Source organism: Streptomyces neyagawaensis, from assembly GCF_023516595.1.
GTDB lineage: Bacteria > Actinomycetota > Actinomycetes > Streptomycetales > Streptomycetaceae > Streptomyces > Streptomyces neyagawaensis.
In genome coordinates this window covers 1-15,277 of sequence record NZ_JAMGBG010000121.1, presented here as the reverse complement: position 1 = coordinate 15,277, position 15,277 = coordinate 1, and the positions used below count along the sequence as shown (strand labels likewise).

14 protein-coding genes are annotated in these 15,277 nt (G+C 68.7%); 7 read left to right on the top strand and 7 right to left on the bottom strand.

Annotated features, from left to right (window positions below; genetic code table 11):
• Positions 1-50 precede the first annotated feature (50 nt).
• The 3 genes from mctP to M8J73_RS35250 all read right to left on the bottom strand — a co-directional run bounded on the left by mctP (position 51) and on the right by M8J73_RS35250 (position 2,958).
• Positions 51-1,679, bottom strand: coding sequence for a monocarboxylate uptake permease MctP (gene mctP, locus M8J73_RS35260; RefSeq protein ID WP_055537107.1), 1,629 nt, complete (start codon positions 1,677-1,679; stop codon positions 51-53).
• Positions 1,676-1,957, bottom strand: a complete 282-nt coding sequence (locus tag M8J73_RS35255) for a DUF3311 domain-containing protein (RefSeq protein WP_055537108.1) — start codon at positions 1,955-1,957, stop codon at positions 1,676-1,678. The genes mctP and M8J73_RS35255 overlap by 4 nt, the downstream gene beginning before the upstream one ends.
• Before the next feature lie 236 nt (positions 1,958-2,193).
• Positions 2,194-2,958 (bottom strand): GntR family transcriptional regulator, encoded by a 765-nt coding sequence (locus M8J73_RS35250; protein ID WP_055518975.1) that lies wholly within the window; start codon positions 2,956-2,958, stop codon positions 2,194-2,196.
• 368 nt (positions 2,959-3,326) lie between these two features.
• On the opposite strand from M8J73_RS35250, the gene M8J73_RS35245 reads away from it, so the two are divergent.
• The 4 genes from M8J73_RS35245 to M8J73_RS35230 all read left to right on the top strand — a co-directional run bounded on the left by M8J73_RS35245 (position 3,327) and on the right by M8J73_RS35230 (position 8,238).
• Entirely contained in the window at positions 3,327-4,604 is a 1,278-nt protein-coding gene (locus M8J73_RS35245; RefSeq protein ID WP_055537109.1) for an extracellular solute-binding protein, read from the top strand.
• A gap of 262 nt (positions 4,605-4,866) precedes the next feature.
• Positions 4,867-5,859 carry a carbohydrate ABC transporter permease gene (locus M8J73_RS35240; RefSeq protein ID WP_055537110.1) on the top strand — a complete coding sequence of 331 codons (993 nt, stop codon included), beginning with the start codon at positions 4,867-4,869 and terminating at the stop codon, positions 5,857-5,859.
• Entirely contained in the window at positions 5,856-6,698 is an 843-nt protein-coding gene (locus M8J73_RS35235) for a carbohydrate ABC transporter permease (protein ID WP_055537111.1), read from the top strand. The genes M8J73_RS35240 and M8J73_RS35235 overlap by 4 nt, the downstream gene beginning before the upstream one ends.
• A gap of 7 nt (positions 6,699-6,705) precedes the next feature.
• Positions 6,706-8,238, top strand: a complete 1,533-nt coding sequence (locus tag M8J73_RS35230; protein WP_055537112.1) for a glycoside hydrolase family 3 protein — start codon at positions 6,706-6,708, stop codon at positions 8,236-8,238.
• A gap of 164 nt (positions 8,239-8,402) precedes the next feature.
• Here the strand turns inward: M8J73_RS35230 and nagB are convergent, their stop codons facing one another.
• Entirely contained in the window at positions 8,403-9,188 is a 786-nt protein-coding gene (gene nagB, locus M8J73_RS35225) for a glucosamine-6-phosphate deaminase (protein WP_055537113.1), read from the bottom strand.
• 148 nt (positions 9,189-9,336) lie between these two features.
• On the bottom strand, positions 9,337-10,086 hold the full coding sequence (locus M8J73_RS35220; protein ID WP_055537114.1) for an SDR family oxidoreductase: 750 nt from the start codon (positions 10,084-10,086) through the stop codon (positions 9,337-9,339).
• Between the two features lie 96 nt (positions 10,087-10,182).
• Here M8J73_RS35220 and M8J73_RS35215 point away from each other — a divergent pair, with 96 nt between their 5' ends.
• Both M8J73_RS35215 and M8J73_RS35210 read left to right on the top strand, forming a co-directional pair.
• Positions 10,183-10,815 carry a TetR/AcrR family transcriptional regulator gene (locus M8J73_RS35215; protein WP_055537115.1) on the top strand — a complete coding sequence of 211 codons (633 nt, stop codon included), beginning with the start codon at positions 10,183-10,185 and terminating at the stop codon, positions 10,813-10,815.
• A 509-nt stretch (positions 10,816-11,324) separates the two neighbouring features.
• Positions 11,325-12,800: a sensor histidine kinase gene (locus M8J73_RS35210; RefSeq protein ID WP_206187758.1), complete on the top strand. Its 1,476-nt coding sequence runs from the start codon at positions 11,325-11,327 to the stop codon at positions 12,798-12,800.
• 198 nt (positions 12,801-12,998) lie between these two features.
• Here M8J73_RS35210 and M8J73_RS35205 read toward each other — a convergent pair whose 3' ends face one another.
• On the bottom strand, positions 12,999-13,256 hold the full coding sequence (locus M8J73_RS35205) for a WhiB family transcriptional regulator (protein WP_003992873.1): 258 nt from the start codon (positions 13,254-13,256) through the stop codon (positions 12,999-13,001).
• Between the two features lie 318 nt (positions 13,257-13,574).
• Positions 13,575-14,546, bottom strand: a complete 972-nt coding sequence (locus tag M8J73_RS35200) for a diacylglycerol/lipid kinase family protein (RefSeq protein WP_055537117.1) — start codon at positions 14,544-14,546, stop codon at positions 13,575-13,577.
• A gap of 138 nt (positions 14,547-14,684) precedes the next feature.
• On the opposite strand from M8J73_RS35200, the gene M8J73_RS35195 reads away from it, so the two are divergent.
• Positions 14,685-15,137, top strand: coding sequence for a hypothetical protein (locus M8J73_RS35195; RefSeq protein WP_055537118.1), 453 nt, complete (start codon positions 14,685-14,687; stop codon positions 15,135-15,137).
• Positions 15,138-15,277: the final 140 nt, after the last annotated feature.

Sequence of the window (15,277 nt, the reverse complement as noted above, 5' to 3'; positions counted from 1 at the left end):
TTGTGGGCCTTCGGCCCTTCAAAGGGGCGCGGGGTCTGCGTGTCAGAGTTTCAGTGGCTCGAACCCGCCGTCGCCGGAGGCAGTTCCACCTGGACTCCCGCGTCGCCCGCGTCGGCCGTGTAGTCGCTCGGCTTGGTCTCGTCGATGCCGTCGGGTGCCTTGGCCGCCCGGAGGACGAAGGTGAGGACCACGGTGACGGCGACGTTGAGGACGAACGCGGTGAGGCCGATGTAGCCGATCTCGCCGATGCCGGGGATCTCCGCGGAGGAGCCGCCGAAGTGCTTCTGGGTCGGCGAGGAGACGTTCCACGCGGCGACCGTCCCGTAGATCATGCCGACCGCCCAGCCGGCGAGCAGGGCCCAGCGGTGGCACCAGCGGGTGAACAGGCCGCCGACCAGGGCCGGGAAGGTCTGGAGGATCCAGATGCCGCCGAGGAGCTGGAAGTTGATGGCGACCGTCTTGTCCATCGTCAGGACGAAGACGAGCGCGCCGACCTTCACCAGCAGCGACACCAGCTTGGAGACCTTGGTCTCCTGCGCGGGCGTGGCGTCCGGCTTGATGAAGTCCTTGTAGATGTTGCGGGTGAAAAGGTTCGCCGCGGCGATGGACATGATCGCTGCCGGCACCAGCGCGCCGATGCCGATCGCCGCGAAGGCCACGCCCGCGAACCAGTCCGGGAACATGGTCTCGAACAGCTGCGGGATCGCCAACTGGCCGTTCTGCACCTTGACTCCGGCCGCGATCGCCATGAAGCCCAGCAACGCCAGCAGGCCCAGCATCAGCGAGTACAGCGGCAGAATCGTGGTGTTGCGGCGGATCACCTCGCGGCTCTTGGAGGACAGCGTCGCGGTGATCGAGTGCGGGTACATGAAGAGCGCGAGCGCCGAGCCGAGGGCCAGGGTCGCGTACGTCCACTGGTTGGCGTCGCCCGGGACCAGGGCCCCGCGCGGCGCGCCCGTCGCCGGATTGGTCTGGGCGTACGCCTCGGTCGCCTTGGCGAAGATGTCGTCGAAGCCGCCCAGCTTGATCGGGATGTAGATGATCGCCACCGCGATGACGATGTAGATCAGCGTGTCCTTCACGAACGCGATCAGCGCGGGGGCGCGGAGGCCGGAGGAGTAGGTGTACGCGGCCAGGACGCCGAAGGCGATCAGCAGCGGCAGGTCCTTGATGAACCAGTTGGTGTTCTCGCCGCCGCCGACGCCCATCACGTCCAGCACGGCCTGGATGCCGACGAGCTGGAGGGCGATGTATGGCATCGTTGCCAGAATGCCGGTCAGGGCCACCGCCAGCGACAGGCCCTTCGAGCCGAAGCGTCCGCGGACGAAGTCCGACGTGGTCACGTACCCGTGCCGGTGCGACACCGACCACAGGCGGGGCAGGAACGTGAAGATGAGCGGGTAGACCAGGATCGTGTAGGGCACCGCGAAGAAGCCGGCCGCGCCCGCCGCGTAGATCGCCGCCGGTACGGCGACGAAGGTGTACGCGGTGTAGAGGTCGCCGCCGAGCAGGAACCAGGTGATCCAGGTGCCGAACGACCGTCCGCCCAGGCCCCATTCGTCGAGGCTGTGCTCGTTCTCGGCCTTGCGCCAGCGGGCGGCCATGAAGCCCATCACCGTGACGGCCAGGAAGAAGAAGATGAAGACGGCGAGTGCCACGCCGTTCACGCCGTCCTTCACTGCGCGACACCCCCGTCCTGGGACCGCGCGGACCTGCGGGCTCGCTGGTCACGCTGCCACAGCACGTAGGCGGTGGCCGTGAGCGCCGTGGAGATCAGCACCCAGGCCATCTGGTACCAGTAGAAGAACGGGATGCCGATGAACGCGGGGTCCGTCTTGGCGTACGAACCGACCCAGAGCATCGCCACGAACGGGGCGAACAGGAACAGGGCGATGACCACTCTGACAGGTGTCACCGCCGGTGTCTCCGGTGATTTCACGTCGGGCGCATTGGACATACCAGGGCTCCGTCCCCTCACTGATCACCTGAGTAATGCGCAGGAAATCTAAGGGACTGCTCCGCTGCGCGTAACCCCTGTTCGCATAACGGATTTGCGGAGGTGCTGCGTCCCTACCGCGGCTCGACCGCGGCCCGTGCGCCGGAGACGACGCACGGGACGGCTGCCGTCGCGAGGGATCGGTGACCGCCACAGAGGATCGGTCGCCGCCGCGAGGATCGATCGCCGTGGACCGGTCAGTCCTGCGGGCGCTTCAGGCGTGCCACGAACTTGTAGCGGTCGCCCCGGTAGACGGACCGCACCCATTCCACCGGCTGTCCCTCCTTGTCCACGGAGTGGCGGGAGAGCATCAGCATCGGCAGGCCCACGTCCGTGCCGAGCAGGCCGGCCTCACGCGGGGTGGCCAGCGAGGTCTCGATGGTCTCCTCGGCCTCGGCGAGATGGACGTCGTACACCTCGGCCAGCGCGGTGTAGAGGGACGTGTACTTGACCAGTGACCTGCGCAGGGCGGGGAAGCGCTTGGCGGACAGATGGGTCGTCTCGATGGCCATCGGCTCGCCGTTCGCCATGCGGAGCCGCTCGATCCGCAAGACCCGTCCGCCCGCTGTGATGTCCAGCAGCCCGGCGAGGGTGTCGTCCGCGGTGACGTAGCCGATGTCCAGCAGTTGGGAGGTCGGTTCCAGACCCTGGGCACGCATGTCCTCGGTGTACGAGGTCAGTTGCAGGGCCTGGGAGACCTTCGGCTTGGCGACGAACGTGCCCTTGCCCTGGATGCGCTCCAGACGCCCCTCGACCACCAGTTCCTGCAGCGCCTGCCGCACGGTCGTGCGCGAGGTGTCGAACTCGGCGGCGAGCGTCCGCTCCGGGGGGACCGGCGTGCCCGGCGGCAGTGTTTCGGTCATGTCGAGCAGGTGCTTCTTCAGGCGGTAGTACTTGGGCACACGCGCGGTACGGACGTTCGCCCCGTTCTCGTTCTCCGCACTGCTGACGTCGGTGCTCATGCTCCGCCTTCCCGGCTCCTAGTGGCGTGATCCTTCTGTATACCCGCACAGCCCCCGCTGGTCTAGTCCATGGAGGGGGCTCCGCTGGTCTACTCCGGGAAGGTGCAGTGGTCTACCCGACGAGTGTGACTCAAGCGCTCGGTTTTCGCTGCCTTCTTACATAAAGGTTCTTGCATATGTAGGTCGCATAACGGCTGGTGAGAGCGGGTTCGCACACCCTTGACACGCCGATTGGTCTGAGCCAAGCTCCGGCGTACTGGTCTACACCATTGGTCCAGGTCCCGGCCCCATGCTCGGTACGTCTGTCACCGCGGGGAGCAGGGGGGTTTGTGGCATCCCTGAGGAATGGCATCCCTGAGGAGGGTGGCGTGAAGCGCAAGCTGACAACCGCGATCTGTATCGCGGGCATGATGGTCTCCATCGCGGCGTGCGGGGGCGAGAGCGGGGGCTCGGACAAGGCGGCCGACACCAAGGAACTGACCGTTTGGCTCACGGTCGACGCGCAGAACAACTGGCCGGAACTGGTCAAGGCCGCCGACGCCTCGGTCAAGAAGAAGCACCCCGGCATCACGATCAAGCACGAGTACTACGGCTGGCCCGACAAGAACGCCAAGCTGGACGCCGTCCTCGCCACCGACAAGGCCCCCGACGTCGTCGAGATGGGCAACACCGAGATGCTCGCCTACATGGTCAAGGGCGCCTTCGCCCCCGTGGACCCGGCGAAGTTCGACAACTCCGGCGCCTGGCTCGACGGCCTCAAGGCCTCCGTGACCTACGAGGGCAAGACCTACGGCGTCCCGTACTACGCCGGTGGCCGCGTCGCCAACTGGCGCAAGGACGTCTTCGCCGCCGTGGGCGTCAAGTCCCCGCCGAAGACGTACGACGAGCTGACCGCCGCCCTCGACAAGGTCCAGAAGAAGCGGGGCGACAAGTTCAGCGCCTGGTACCAGCCCACCCGCGACTGGTACGCGGCCATGTCCTTCGTCTACGACGCCGGCGGCTCCATCGCCGTCGAGTCGGGCGGTCAGTGGAAGGCCAGCCTCTCCTCCCCGGAGTCCGTCAAGGGCCTCAAGGAGTTCCAGAACGTCGTCGACAGCTACATGCACGGCGACAAGACCAAGGACGAGTCGGACCGGTACATCGTCTACGGCCAGGGCAAGTCCGGCATGATCTTCGCTCCCGCCTGGGAGGGCGCGACCGCCGCGGCCAAGGAGAACGACAAGACCGGCAAGCTCGCCGGTCACGTCGAGAACTTCGTGATGCCCGGCCCGTCCGGCAAGAACCTGCCCGTCTTCCTCGGCGGCTCCGACCTCGCCGTCCCCGTGAAGTCCGACGCGCAGGGTGTCGCGGCCGAATGGATCAACGCCTTCACCGGCCCCGCCGGCCAGAAGGGCCTGATGGAGAAGGGCAACCTGCCCAACAACAAGACCGACCTCGCCACCCTCAAGGACGACCAGGCGACGGCGGTCCCGGCCACCGCGGCCGAGTCCAACTGGTTCGTCCCGATGGCGCCCGGCTGGGGCCAGGTCGAGAAGGCCCAGATCCTCCAGACCATGCTCCAGAACATCGGCACCGGCAAGAAGACGGTCGAGGAAGCCGCGAAGGACGCGGACGCCGCGATCGACAAGGTCATCAACACCAAGTGACGGTCGACCCCCGGTCGGGCCCGGCGTCGTGGGCCGGGCCCGACCGGGGGTGCCACAGCCCCGACCGGTGGGTGCCATGAGGCGAACCGGCGGGTGCATCACGACAGTGCCGCGACGGGGCGCGGGGGCGCAGGCCGTGCGTCGTGGCTGGTCGCGCGGCTCCCCGCACCTCTCTTCGGGTGCTTCACCGCCCGGCTCCCTACGGGGCGAGGCGGGCGGGGCGCTGATCGGCCCCCCTCTTCATTTGCTTTAGGAGCGCGCGATGAGTGCCGCAGATACGACCACTCCGACCAAGGTGCCGCCACCGCGGCAGGTACCACCGGCGCCGCCCGCCGCCGCGGGCCGGGCCTCCGGCACGAAGCGTTCCGGTGGCGCCGCTGTCCCTTGGGCGCTCCTTGCCCCCTGCCTGCTGATCCTCGCCGTCGTCCTCGGCTATCCGCTGGTCCGTCTGGTCACCCTCTCCTTCCAGACGTTCGGCCAGTCCCAGCTGTGGGGTTTCCAGCCGGCGGAGTCGGTCGGCTTCGACAACTTCGCCAAGGTGCTGGGCGACAGCGAGTTCTGGACGGTCGTCGTACGGACCATCGTCTTCGCCGCAGCCTGCGTCATCTTCACCATGGTGATCGGCATGCTGATCGCGCTCCTGCTCCAGCGGGTCTCCGGCTGGGTGAAGACCCTCATCAACATCGCGCTCGTGGCGAGTTGGGGCATGCCGATCATCGTGGCCACCACCGTCTTCAAGTGGCTCTTCGATTCCGACTACGGCATCTTCAACGCGCTCCTCAGCAAGCTCCCCGGCGTCGACATGATCGGCCACAACTGGTTCGCGAGCGGCCCCGAAGGACTCGCCGTCATCACACTGCTGGTGGTGTGGGGCGCCGTGCCGTTCGTGGTCATCACCCTCAGCGCCGGACTCACCCAGGTGCCGAAGGAGATGGAGGAGGCCGCCCGCCTGGACGGCGCCGGCGCGTGGGGCGTCTTCCGCTACGTCACCCTCCCCATCCTGAAGCCGATCGTCGTGATGCTCACGACGCTCTCCGTCATCTGGGACATGGGTGTCTTCCCGCAGGTCTTCGTGATGCGCAACGGCCACCCGGAGGCCGAGTTCCAACTGCTCACCACCTACTCGTACGACAGGGCCTTCGTGGTCAACGACTACGCGCAGGGCTCCGCGATCGCACTCCTCACCGTGCTGTTGCTGCTCGGCGTGATCGGCGTCTACATGCGCCAGATGCTGAAGATCGGAGAGGTCGAATGAGCACAGCCACTGCCTCCGGTCGCCGCGGGTCCAGGCTCGGCTGGAACCTCCTCGGCCTCCTCGTCTTCGTCACGGCCGGCTTCCCGGTCTACTGGATGCTGAACACCGCGTTCAAACCGGCCAAAGACGCCATCGACCCGGACCCGAGCCTCCTGCCGACGTCCGTCACCTTCTCCAACTTCAGCCGCGCGCTGGACATCGCCGACTTCTGGGGCCCCGTGGGCCGCAGCCTCGTGGTGTCCCTGACGGTCGTCGTGATCGGTATCGTCGTCGGCATGCTGGCGGCCCTCGCCATCTCCCGCTTCGCCTTCCGCGGCCGGAAGGTGGTGATCGTCGGCATCCTGGCCGTACAGATGGTCCCGCTGGTCGCGATGATCATCCCGGTGTTCCTGCTCCTGAACGACCTGGGCCAGTACGACCGCCTCACCGGCCTCATCATCACCTATCTGACGTTCATCCTCCCGTTCACGGTGTGGACCCTGCGCGGCTTCATCGTCAACATCCCGCGTGAGCTGGAGGAGGCCGCCATGGTCGACGGTTGCTCCCGCACCACCGCCTTCCTCCGCGTGGTCTTCCCCCTGCTCGCGCCCGGCATGGTGGCGACCTCGGTCTACGGCTTCATCCAGGCGTGGAACGAGTACCTGTACGCCCTGATGCTGATGAGCCAGCAGAACCAGACCGCCACCGTGTGGCTCGGCAACTTCACCACCAAACACGGCACCGAATACGCCCCGATGATGGCCGGCTCCACCATGATGGCCGTGCCGATCGTCGTCCTCTTCCTCCTCGTCCAGCGCAAGATGGCCGCGGGCCTCACCGCGGGCGCCGTGAAGGGATAACCACCCGATGACGACATTCGCCACCGGCTCGACCGGCTCCCACTCGGGGCCGGACGCCCTCACCCGGGACGCGCTGACGGTCCTCCAGCCCGGATTCGCGGGCACCGCCGCCCCCGACTGGCTGCTGCGCCGCCTCGGCGAGGGCCTCGCCTCCGTCGGCCTCTTCGGCCGTAACATCACCTCCCCCGAACAACTCTCCGCTCTCACCGCCCAGTTGCGCGCCGAGCGCGAGGACGTCCTGGTCGCGATCGACGAGGAGGGCGGCGACGTCACCCGTCTGGAGGTCCGCACCGGCTCCTCCGTCCCCGGCAACCACGCCCTGGGTGCCGTCGACGACGTCGACCTCACGCGGGACGTGGCCTTCGCCCTCGGTCGCCGCCTCGCCGAATGCGGCGTCACCTTCAACTGGGCCCCCTCCGCCGATGTGAACTCCAACCCGGCGAACCCCGTCATCGGCGTCCGCTCCTTCGGCGCCGATCCCGATCTGGTCGCCCGCCACACGGCCGCCTATGTCACCGGCCTCCAGGCCGCCGGGGTCGCCGCCTGCACCAAGCACTTCCCGGGCCACGGCGACACCGCCGTCGACTCCCACCTGGCCCTGCCCCGCATCGACGCCGACCGCCCCCTGGTCGAGGCCCGCGAACTGGCTCCCTTCCACGCCGCCATCACCGCCGGCACCCGCGCCATCATGAGCGCCCACATCCTCGTCCCGGCCCTCGACCCCGACCGCCCGGCCACCCTGTCCCACGGCATCCTCACCGATCTGCTCCGTGGCGAGCTGGGCTATGAGGGCCTCATCGTCACGGACGGCATGGAGATGCGGGCCATCGCCGGTACGTACGGCATTGAGCACGGCAGTGTCCTCGCCCTGGCCGCCGGTGCCGACGCGATCTGCGTGGGAGGCGGCCTCGCCGACGACGAGACCGTACGGCGCCTGCGGGACGCCCTGGTCGCCGCCGTGCGGTCGGGCACCCTCCCCGAGGAACGCCTGGCGGACGCGGCGAACCGGGTCCGGGCCCTGGCCGGGTGGACTCGCCGGGCGACCGGGGGAGCGGACGGCCGGGAAGCGGACGCCGGGCGAGCCGACCTGGGTGAGGTCGGCCTCGTGGCCGCCCGACGCGCGCTGAGGGCGACCTTCGCCCCGCTGCCGTACGAGCCCCCCGTCCAGCCCCTGTATGTCGCGGCCTTCACCCCGGTGGCGAACATCGCCGTCGGCGACGAGACCCCTTGGGGCGTGGGCGCGGAACTCGCGCGGTTCCTTCCCGGCACCGAGACCGGCACCTTCGCGGGTGACAGCGCCGGCGCCTCCGCCCTCGCGGTGGCAGGTACCCGGCGCATCGTCGCCGTGGTCCGCGACGAGCACCGCCATCCCTGGATGAGTGACGCCCTCGACGTCCTCCTCACCACCCGCCCCGACACCATCGTCGTCGAGATGGGTGTCCCCCAGTCACCGCCCCGCGGCGCCCTCCATGTCGCCACCCACGGAGCGGCGCGGGTCTGCGGACGAGCGGCGGCCGAGGTCATCATGAGCGCCGAGTAGCGCGGCCTGCCGCCGGACGGCCCCGGAGCGGCCGCCGGGGGTGACATGCCCCGCCACCGAAGGCGGGGCATGCGGGCCCCGGCATGTGGCCCCCAGCCGCACGACACGAAGGCGCCACGGCCCCTCCTCCCCGGGCCGTGGCGCCTTCGCGCATGCCGGCCTCGTCAGATCCCCTGCCAGTCGGGCTTGTTGTTGTAGGTGTGCCGGAAGTAGTCGGCGTGCTTGAGCTTCGACGCGGCCGACTCGTCCACCACCACCGTGGCGTGCGGGTGGAGTTGCAGCGCCGACGCCGGGCACACCGCCGCCACCGGTCCCTCCACGGTCGCCGCGACAGCGTCCGCCTTGCCCTCGCCCGTCGCGAGCAGCACCAGGTGGCGTGCCTCCAGGATCGTGCCTATGCCCTGGGTGATGACGTGGTGCGGCACCTGCTCGATGTCCCCGCCGAAGAACCGCGCGTTGTCGATCCGCGTCTGCTCGGTCAGTGTCTTGATGCGGGTCCGGGAGGCCAGGGACGAGCACGGCTCGTTGAACCCGATGTGCCCGTCGGTCCCGATCCCGAGCAGCTGCAGATCCACACCGCCCGCCTCGGCCAACGCCTTGTCGTACGCCTCGCAGGCCCCCGGTATGTCCTCGGCGGTGCCGTCCGGCCCCATGAACGCCTCCATACCGAGCCCCAGCGGCTCCAGCACCTCCCGGCGCAGCACCGAGCGGTACGACTCGGGGTGGTCGGCCGGCAGCCCCACGTACTCGTCGAGCTGGGCGATCCGCGCCCGAGAGGCGTCCACGGCACCGGATCGCGCCTTCGCGATCAGCGCCTGGTAGATGGGCAGTGGGGTCGATCCCGTGGCGACGCCGAGCAGCGCGTCGGGCTTCCGCCGGAGCAACCGCGCCATCGCCTCGGCTATGAGTTCGCCACCCGCCTTGGCATCGGGAACGATGACAACTTCCACGCTGGCCCTGCCGATCTGGAGAGAGGGACTCCACTGGGAGTGGGGGAGATACTGTGTGGTTTAGACCAATCTAGCAGCAGAGCGGGCTTCGCACGGATGTGTCCCGCGTCACGTGGATACGGCCTTCTTCCCCGGTTACGAGCCCGCCCTACGTCAGGGAACCTCCCGTGGCGTCGACCCAGCTGCCTGTCACCCAACGGCTCTCGTCCGACGCCAGGAATGCGACCACGTCCGTGATGTCGTCCACCGCCCCGACCCGGCCCAGTGCCGATATCTCCTCGGCCATCGCGCGGCCCGCCTCGGTGCTCAGGAACTCGGCGGTGTTGTCGGTCGTCGTCAGGCCCGGTGCCACCGAGTTCACCGTGATGCCCCGCGGGCCGAGCACCTTCGACAGGTCGCGGGAGAGGACGTCCAGCGCCGCCTTCGTCATCGCGTAGGCCATGTTGTGCGGCATCGCCGCGGTCCGTGCGAGCCCCGACGAGATGTTGATGACACGGCCGCCGTCGCGCAGCCGGGGCATGCCGTGCTTGACCAGGAACAAGGGCGCCTTCACGTTCACCGCGAAGAGGCGGTCGTACCCCTCCTCGTCGATCTCCTCGATCGGGCGGGAGTCGCCGATCGCCGCGTTGTTCACCAGGATGTCCAGCCCGTCCGCATGCCGGTCGAACTCCTCCCACAGGGCCTCGGCGTCCCCCGGCAGGCCCAGCTCGATCCCGAGGGTGAACGCGGAGCCGCCGGCGGCCTCGATCGCGGCCACGGTCTCCTTCGCCGCGGCCTCGTTCCTTCCGTAGTGCACCGCGACCCGTGCGCCGTCGCGTCCCAGCCGCTCGGCGATGCCTCGCCCGATGCCCCTGCTCGCCCCGGTGACGAGCGCCGTCCTGCCTGTGAGCACGCCCATGTCGGCTCCCCCTCCACATTTCCTAGCGGTCGCTACAAAAATCACCGTAGATCAGGCCGCTGACATTTGTCTAGTGCCCGCTATAAAATCCGTTCCATGGTGACCAAGGAGAGCAAGCAGCGTGGCCGACCCCGCTCCTTCGACCGCGCGACCGCCCTGGAGAAGGCGATCCTGGCGTTCTGGGAGAACGGCTATGAGGCCACCTCGGTCGCCGACCTGACCCGCGTCATGGGCATCGGCGCACCGAGCCTGTACTCGGCGTTCGGCGACAAGCAGTCCCTCTTCGAAGAGGTGGTCCGCGAGTACGGCGTCCGCTACGGCTCGTTCACCGACCGGGCCCTGGAGGAGGAGCCCACCGCGCGGGCCGCCGTCGAGCGGATACTGCGTGAGGCCGCCGTCGAGTACACGAACCCTGCCCACCCTCATGGCTGCTTGGTCATCCACGCGGCCACCAACTGCACGAGCCGCGAGGTCGAGGAATCCCTTCGCGCCCGGCGCAACGCGTGGATCACCGTCTTCGAGAGCCGGATAAGAGCGGACATCGCGGCGGGCGAACTGCCCGCCGACACGGACGCCTCCGCACTCGCCCGCCACACGGGCGTGATCATTCAAGGCATGTCCCAGCAGGCGCGGGACGGCGCGACCAGGCAGGAACTGGAGGCGGTGGCCGACCTGGCGATGGCGATCTGGCCCCGCCCGGCCCGCACCGACACCCCGACCCACGCCTGACACGCCTCGGCCCACCCCGCTGGAAATCCGCCGGGCGACGGCATTCCGGTCCGGCGGCCCGCCGAACCGGGCTACGCTGCGTATAAGCCCTTGCCCCGCCCTCGATGGAGGGTCGGCCAGGGAACAACAACAAACATCCGCCAACGCATGGACACACGCAGTGGTCTAGTCAAGAATGGCGTGATAGGCCATCTGATCGATCAGCGCTCCGACGTTGGCGATCAGTTGTGAACACCACAGGCCTCCGTCTTCCCCGCACAGGAAGGCGGACCGAGGAACCGGCGCTCTCTGCCCTGACTGCTCCGGCTCCTCATCCTTCGGTCGCGGGACCGCACACCCCACGGCCGATGTTGCTCCGGGCTGCGGTGCCGGGAGGGTTGAGGGTCCCTCTCAGGCGCCGCGGCCCGCGGGTGCTTCCGGGGCCGGCGCGTCAGCCCCCGGGCCGGGGTCCAGCGGGGCACAGCCCGCCGTTTCCAGGCATGTCCGTACCGCCAGGTACGCTCGCACACGTGCCCTCCATGAACGAACTCGTCCGCCAGCACACCGCTCTCAGCGACTCCGACCTGGAGTGGCTGCATCTGCTGGTGTCGGAGTGGCAGCTCCTCTCCGACCTCTCCTTCGCCGACCTCGTCCTCTGGGTCCCCACCCTCGACGGCACCCGCTATGTCTCCGTGGCCCAGATGCGCCCCAACACCGGCCCCACCTCGTACCAGGACGACATGGTCGGCCACCTGGTCCCGCGCGGTCGCCGTCCTCTTCTGGACGTCGCGCTCGACGAGGGCCGCATCGTCCGCGAGGGCGACCCGGAATGGCGTGAGGAGGTGCCCGTACGGGTCGAGTCCATCCCCGTCCGCAGGGAGGGCCGGGTCCTCGGCGTCATCGCACGCAACACCAACCTGCTGACCGTACGGACCCCCAGCCGGCTGGAGCTCACCTACCTCCAGAGCGCGTCCGACCTGGCCCAGATGATCGCCGCCGGCGCGTTCCCGTTCTCCGACCAGCAGGTCGACATGGACGCCTCACCACGTGTCGGTGACGGCCTGATCAGGCTCGACGCGGACGGCCTCGTCCAGTACGCCTCCCCGAACGCCCTGTCCGCGTACCATCGCCTGGGTCTCGCCGCCGACCTCGTGGGCTGCCACCTCGGCCGTACCACCGCCGAACTCGCCCCGTCACGCGGGCCGGTGGACGAGGCGCTGGCGAAGGTGGCGAGCGGATGGGCGCCGCGCGAGTTCGAGATCGAGTCGAATGAAGGCGTGATCCAGTTCCGGGCGATCCCCCTCAAGCCCAAGGGCCCGCGCATCGGTTCGCTCGTGCTGCTGCGGGACGTCACCGAACTGCGCCGTCGCGAACGCGAGTTGATCACCAAGGACGCGACCATCCGGGAGATCCACCACCGGGTGAAGAACAACCTCCAGACGGTCGCCGCGCTGCTGCGGCTCCAGGCCCGGCGCATCGAGTCCGAGCGCGGCCGCGAGGCCCTGGAGGAGGCCGTACGGCGGGTCGGGTCGATCGCGATCGTGCATGAGACGCTGTCCCAGAATCTGGACGAGCGGGTGGAGTTCGACGAGATCGCCGACCGGGTGCTCGCCATGGTCGCCGAGATCTCACCGGGCAAGGTCACCGGCCGGCGCACCGGACGCTTCGGCATCCTCGACGCGGAGGTGGCCACCCCGCTGTCCATGGTCCTCACCGAGATCCTGCAGAACGCCCTCGAACACGGCTTCCGCGAGGGCGAGACCGGCACCGTGGAGGTGTCGGCCGTGCGCGGCGGGACCACCAAGGAGGCCCGTCTCCTCGTCACCGTCCAGGACGACGGCGTGGGCCTGCCCGAGGGCTTCGACCCGCACCGTTCCGGCAACCTCGGCCTGCAGATCGTACGGACGTTGGTGGAGGGCGAGTTGGGCGGCACCTTCGACATGGTCCCGGCTCCGGAGCGGGGAACGCAGGTCATCCTCGACATCCCGGTCCGCGCCCAGAAGTAGGGCGGGGGCATACGGACGACCCCGGCACGGATGCCGGTCCACGGCGGACAGCACTGAGCCCCGGACCATCATGTGGTCCGGGGCTCAGTGTCGTCGCTGATTAGGCGCACCGGGGGCACTGCGCGCTGCGGCTCGGGGGCGGGAGATGCGTACTCGCTGTACGCGCCGCCAAGCTCAGGCTATTGCTGGGTGGGATTGTCAGGCGGAGGCCTGACGGGCCCGGTTGCGGGCGGCGCGGCGCTTCATGGCGCGGCGCTCGTCCTCGCTGAGACCACCCCAGACGCCGGAGTCCTGGCCGGACTCAAGCGCCCACTGCAGACACTGCTCGATAACCGGGCAGCGACGGCAGACAGCCTTGGCTTCCTCGATCTGCAGCAGCGCAGGACCGGTGTTGCCGATGGGGAAGAAGAGCTCGGGGTCTTCCTCGCGGCAAACGGCGTTGTGACGCCAGTCCATGGCTGCTACCTCTCCTTGGTATTACATGCACGTTGCTTGTGAATGTGAACGCTTTCACGAATCCCTCAACAAGTGAAGGGCCGACCACCAGACGGACTGGTGTGGTCCTTTGTTGTGAGGAGGGGTTCTGGCGCTTGCTTGAGCCGGTGTTGCGGGCTGTCCCGAGCGCCACGTAGAGACTCGCAAACCTCAGCGGCGGATACAACCCCTTCCAGAAAGTTTTTTTTGATTCCTCGGTGTCGACTGTGTCACAGCCGTACTTCCATGGGGTGGACCCTGGCCTAAACGTTCGAGTGGAAGGACTTTTGCCCGTTCCGCTCACACAATCACACGCAGTGCACGGCGTACGCCTGTGAACGTCACGCTCGTACGCAGTCCGAGGTGGTCGCCGTCCATCTGGAGGGGGAGGGGCACCTTCGAATGCAAGGTGAAGTCGGTCAGGTCGTGCACGGTGGTGGCGTGCTTGCCATGGGGTCCCCGCTCGGGGGACGAAGTGAGCAACTGTGTCGCATAACGGGCAAGCGCGGGCGTCGACATGCGGCTGAGGCCGAGCACGTCGAGACCTTTATCGAACGAGGCCTTAGGCGACGCGTACACCGGGCGATTGCCGAGAAACGTCCACGGGGACGTGTTGCAGACTATGGACAGCACAAGATCGGAAATCGGCTCCTCGCCGGCCCGCTCCAGAGTGATCGTGCCGTTCCTGCGGTGAGGCTCTTCCAGGAACTGCCGGAATGCCTGGCGCAGGTAAAGAGCGTGTGTGGATTTCCTTCCACGCTCGCGCTGTTGCTCGACCCGGCCGATCACACCGGCGTCGAAACCGAGGCCCGCGCAGAACGTGAACCAGCGGGACGGGACCGCCTCGTCCTCCGTCCCCGGGGTGCCCGAGGCCATACCCAGCCCGACCGTGCGCTCGCGGTTCTCACGGAGGGCGTCCAGCAGGGCGCCGGTGGCCTCCACGGCGTCGTTGGGCAGGCCGAGGGCGCGGGCGAAGACATTGGTGGAGCCGCCGGGGACCACGGCCAGGCGGGGGAGGCGGTCCGGGTCGGGGCCGTGGTGCAGCAGGCCATTGACGACCTCGTTGACCGTGCCATCACCGCCGAGCGCGACGACCAGCTCGATGTCGTCCTTGCCCTCGGCCGCCTGGCGGGCGAGGTCCTTGGCGTGGCCGCGGTACTCGGTGGTGACCGCCTCGAGCTTCATCTCGCTCGCGAGCGCGTGGATCAGGACATCGCGCGTACGTGCGCTTGTGGTGGTTGCCGCCGGATTGACCACGAGAAGTGCACGCATGAGTTGCAGCGTACCTACTGAGCGGTACTCGTCCCATACCGAGGTGCGGATCACGGGGGAGATCGTGTAGTGACGATGAGCACGTGGGGGCGTACGGGGCGCCGGTGTGCGTCCGGGCGCCGGGGCTACCCTTCAGGGGTGAGCCCTCAGCAGACCCCCACGCCGGACACCTCCGACGCCGAGCCCCGCCCCGGGCGGCTGACCGCCGCGGCGGCACTGGCCGCGCTGGAGGGGATCGCCCTGCTGGTCGGCGGCGGCGCCATGCTGGTCGTGGGCTTCACCGGCGACTCCGGCGACCTCAGTACCGGCGTCACCGGGGGCGTCACCCTGATCGCGCTGGCCCTGCTGCCGCTGATCGCCGCGCGCGGACTGCTGCTGCGGCGCAGCTGGAGCCGGGGGCCCGCCGTCATCACGCAGATCATGGCGCTGCCGGTGGCGTACAACCTGCTCCGGGCGGACAGCGTCGCGATCCCCGCGGGAATCGTCCTGGCCGTGGTCGCGATCGCGGCGCTGGTGCTGCTGATCAACCCGGCGACGACCCAGGCCCTCGGAATCCAAGGGCCTGGTCGGACGGAGGAGAGCAAGCGCTAGAAGGCTCATGAAGATCTTGGGTTCTGGCCCTGCCGCGTCAGCGGCAGGGCCAGACTCGTCTTGTGGCGATGGGTGAGTGGGTCGGCGAGACGGTCGGGCCAGACGTGTGGGAGACGTGCCGGGGTCTGATCCCGGCCGGG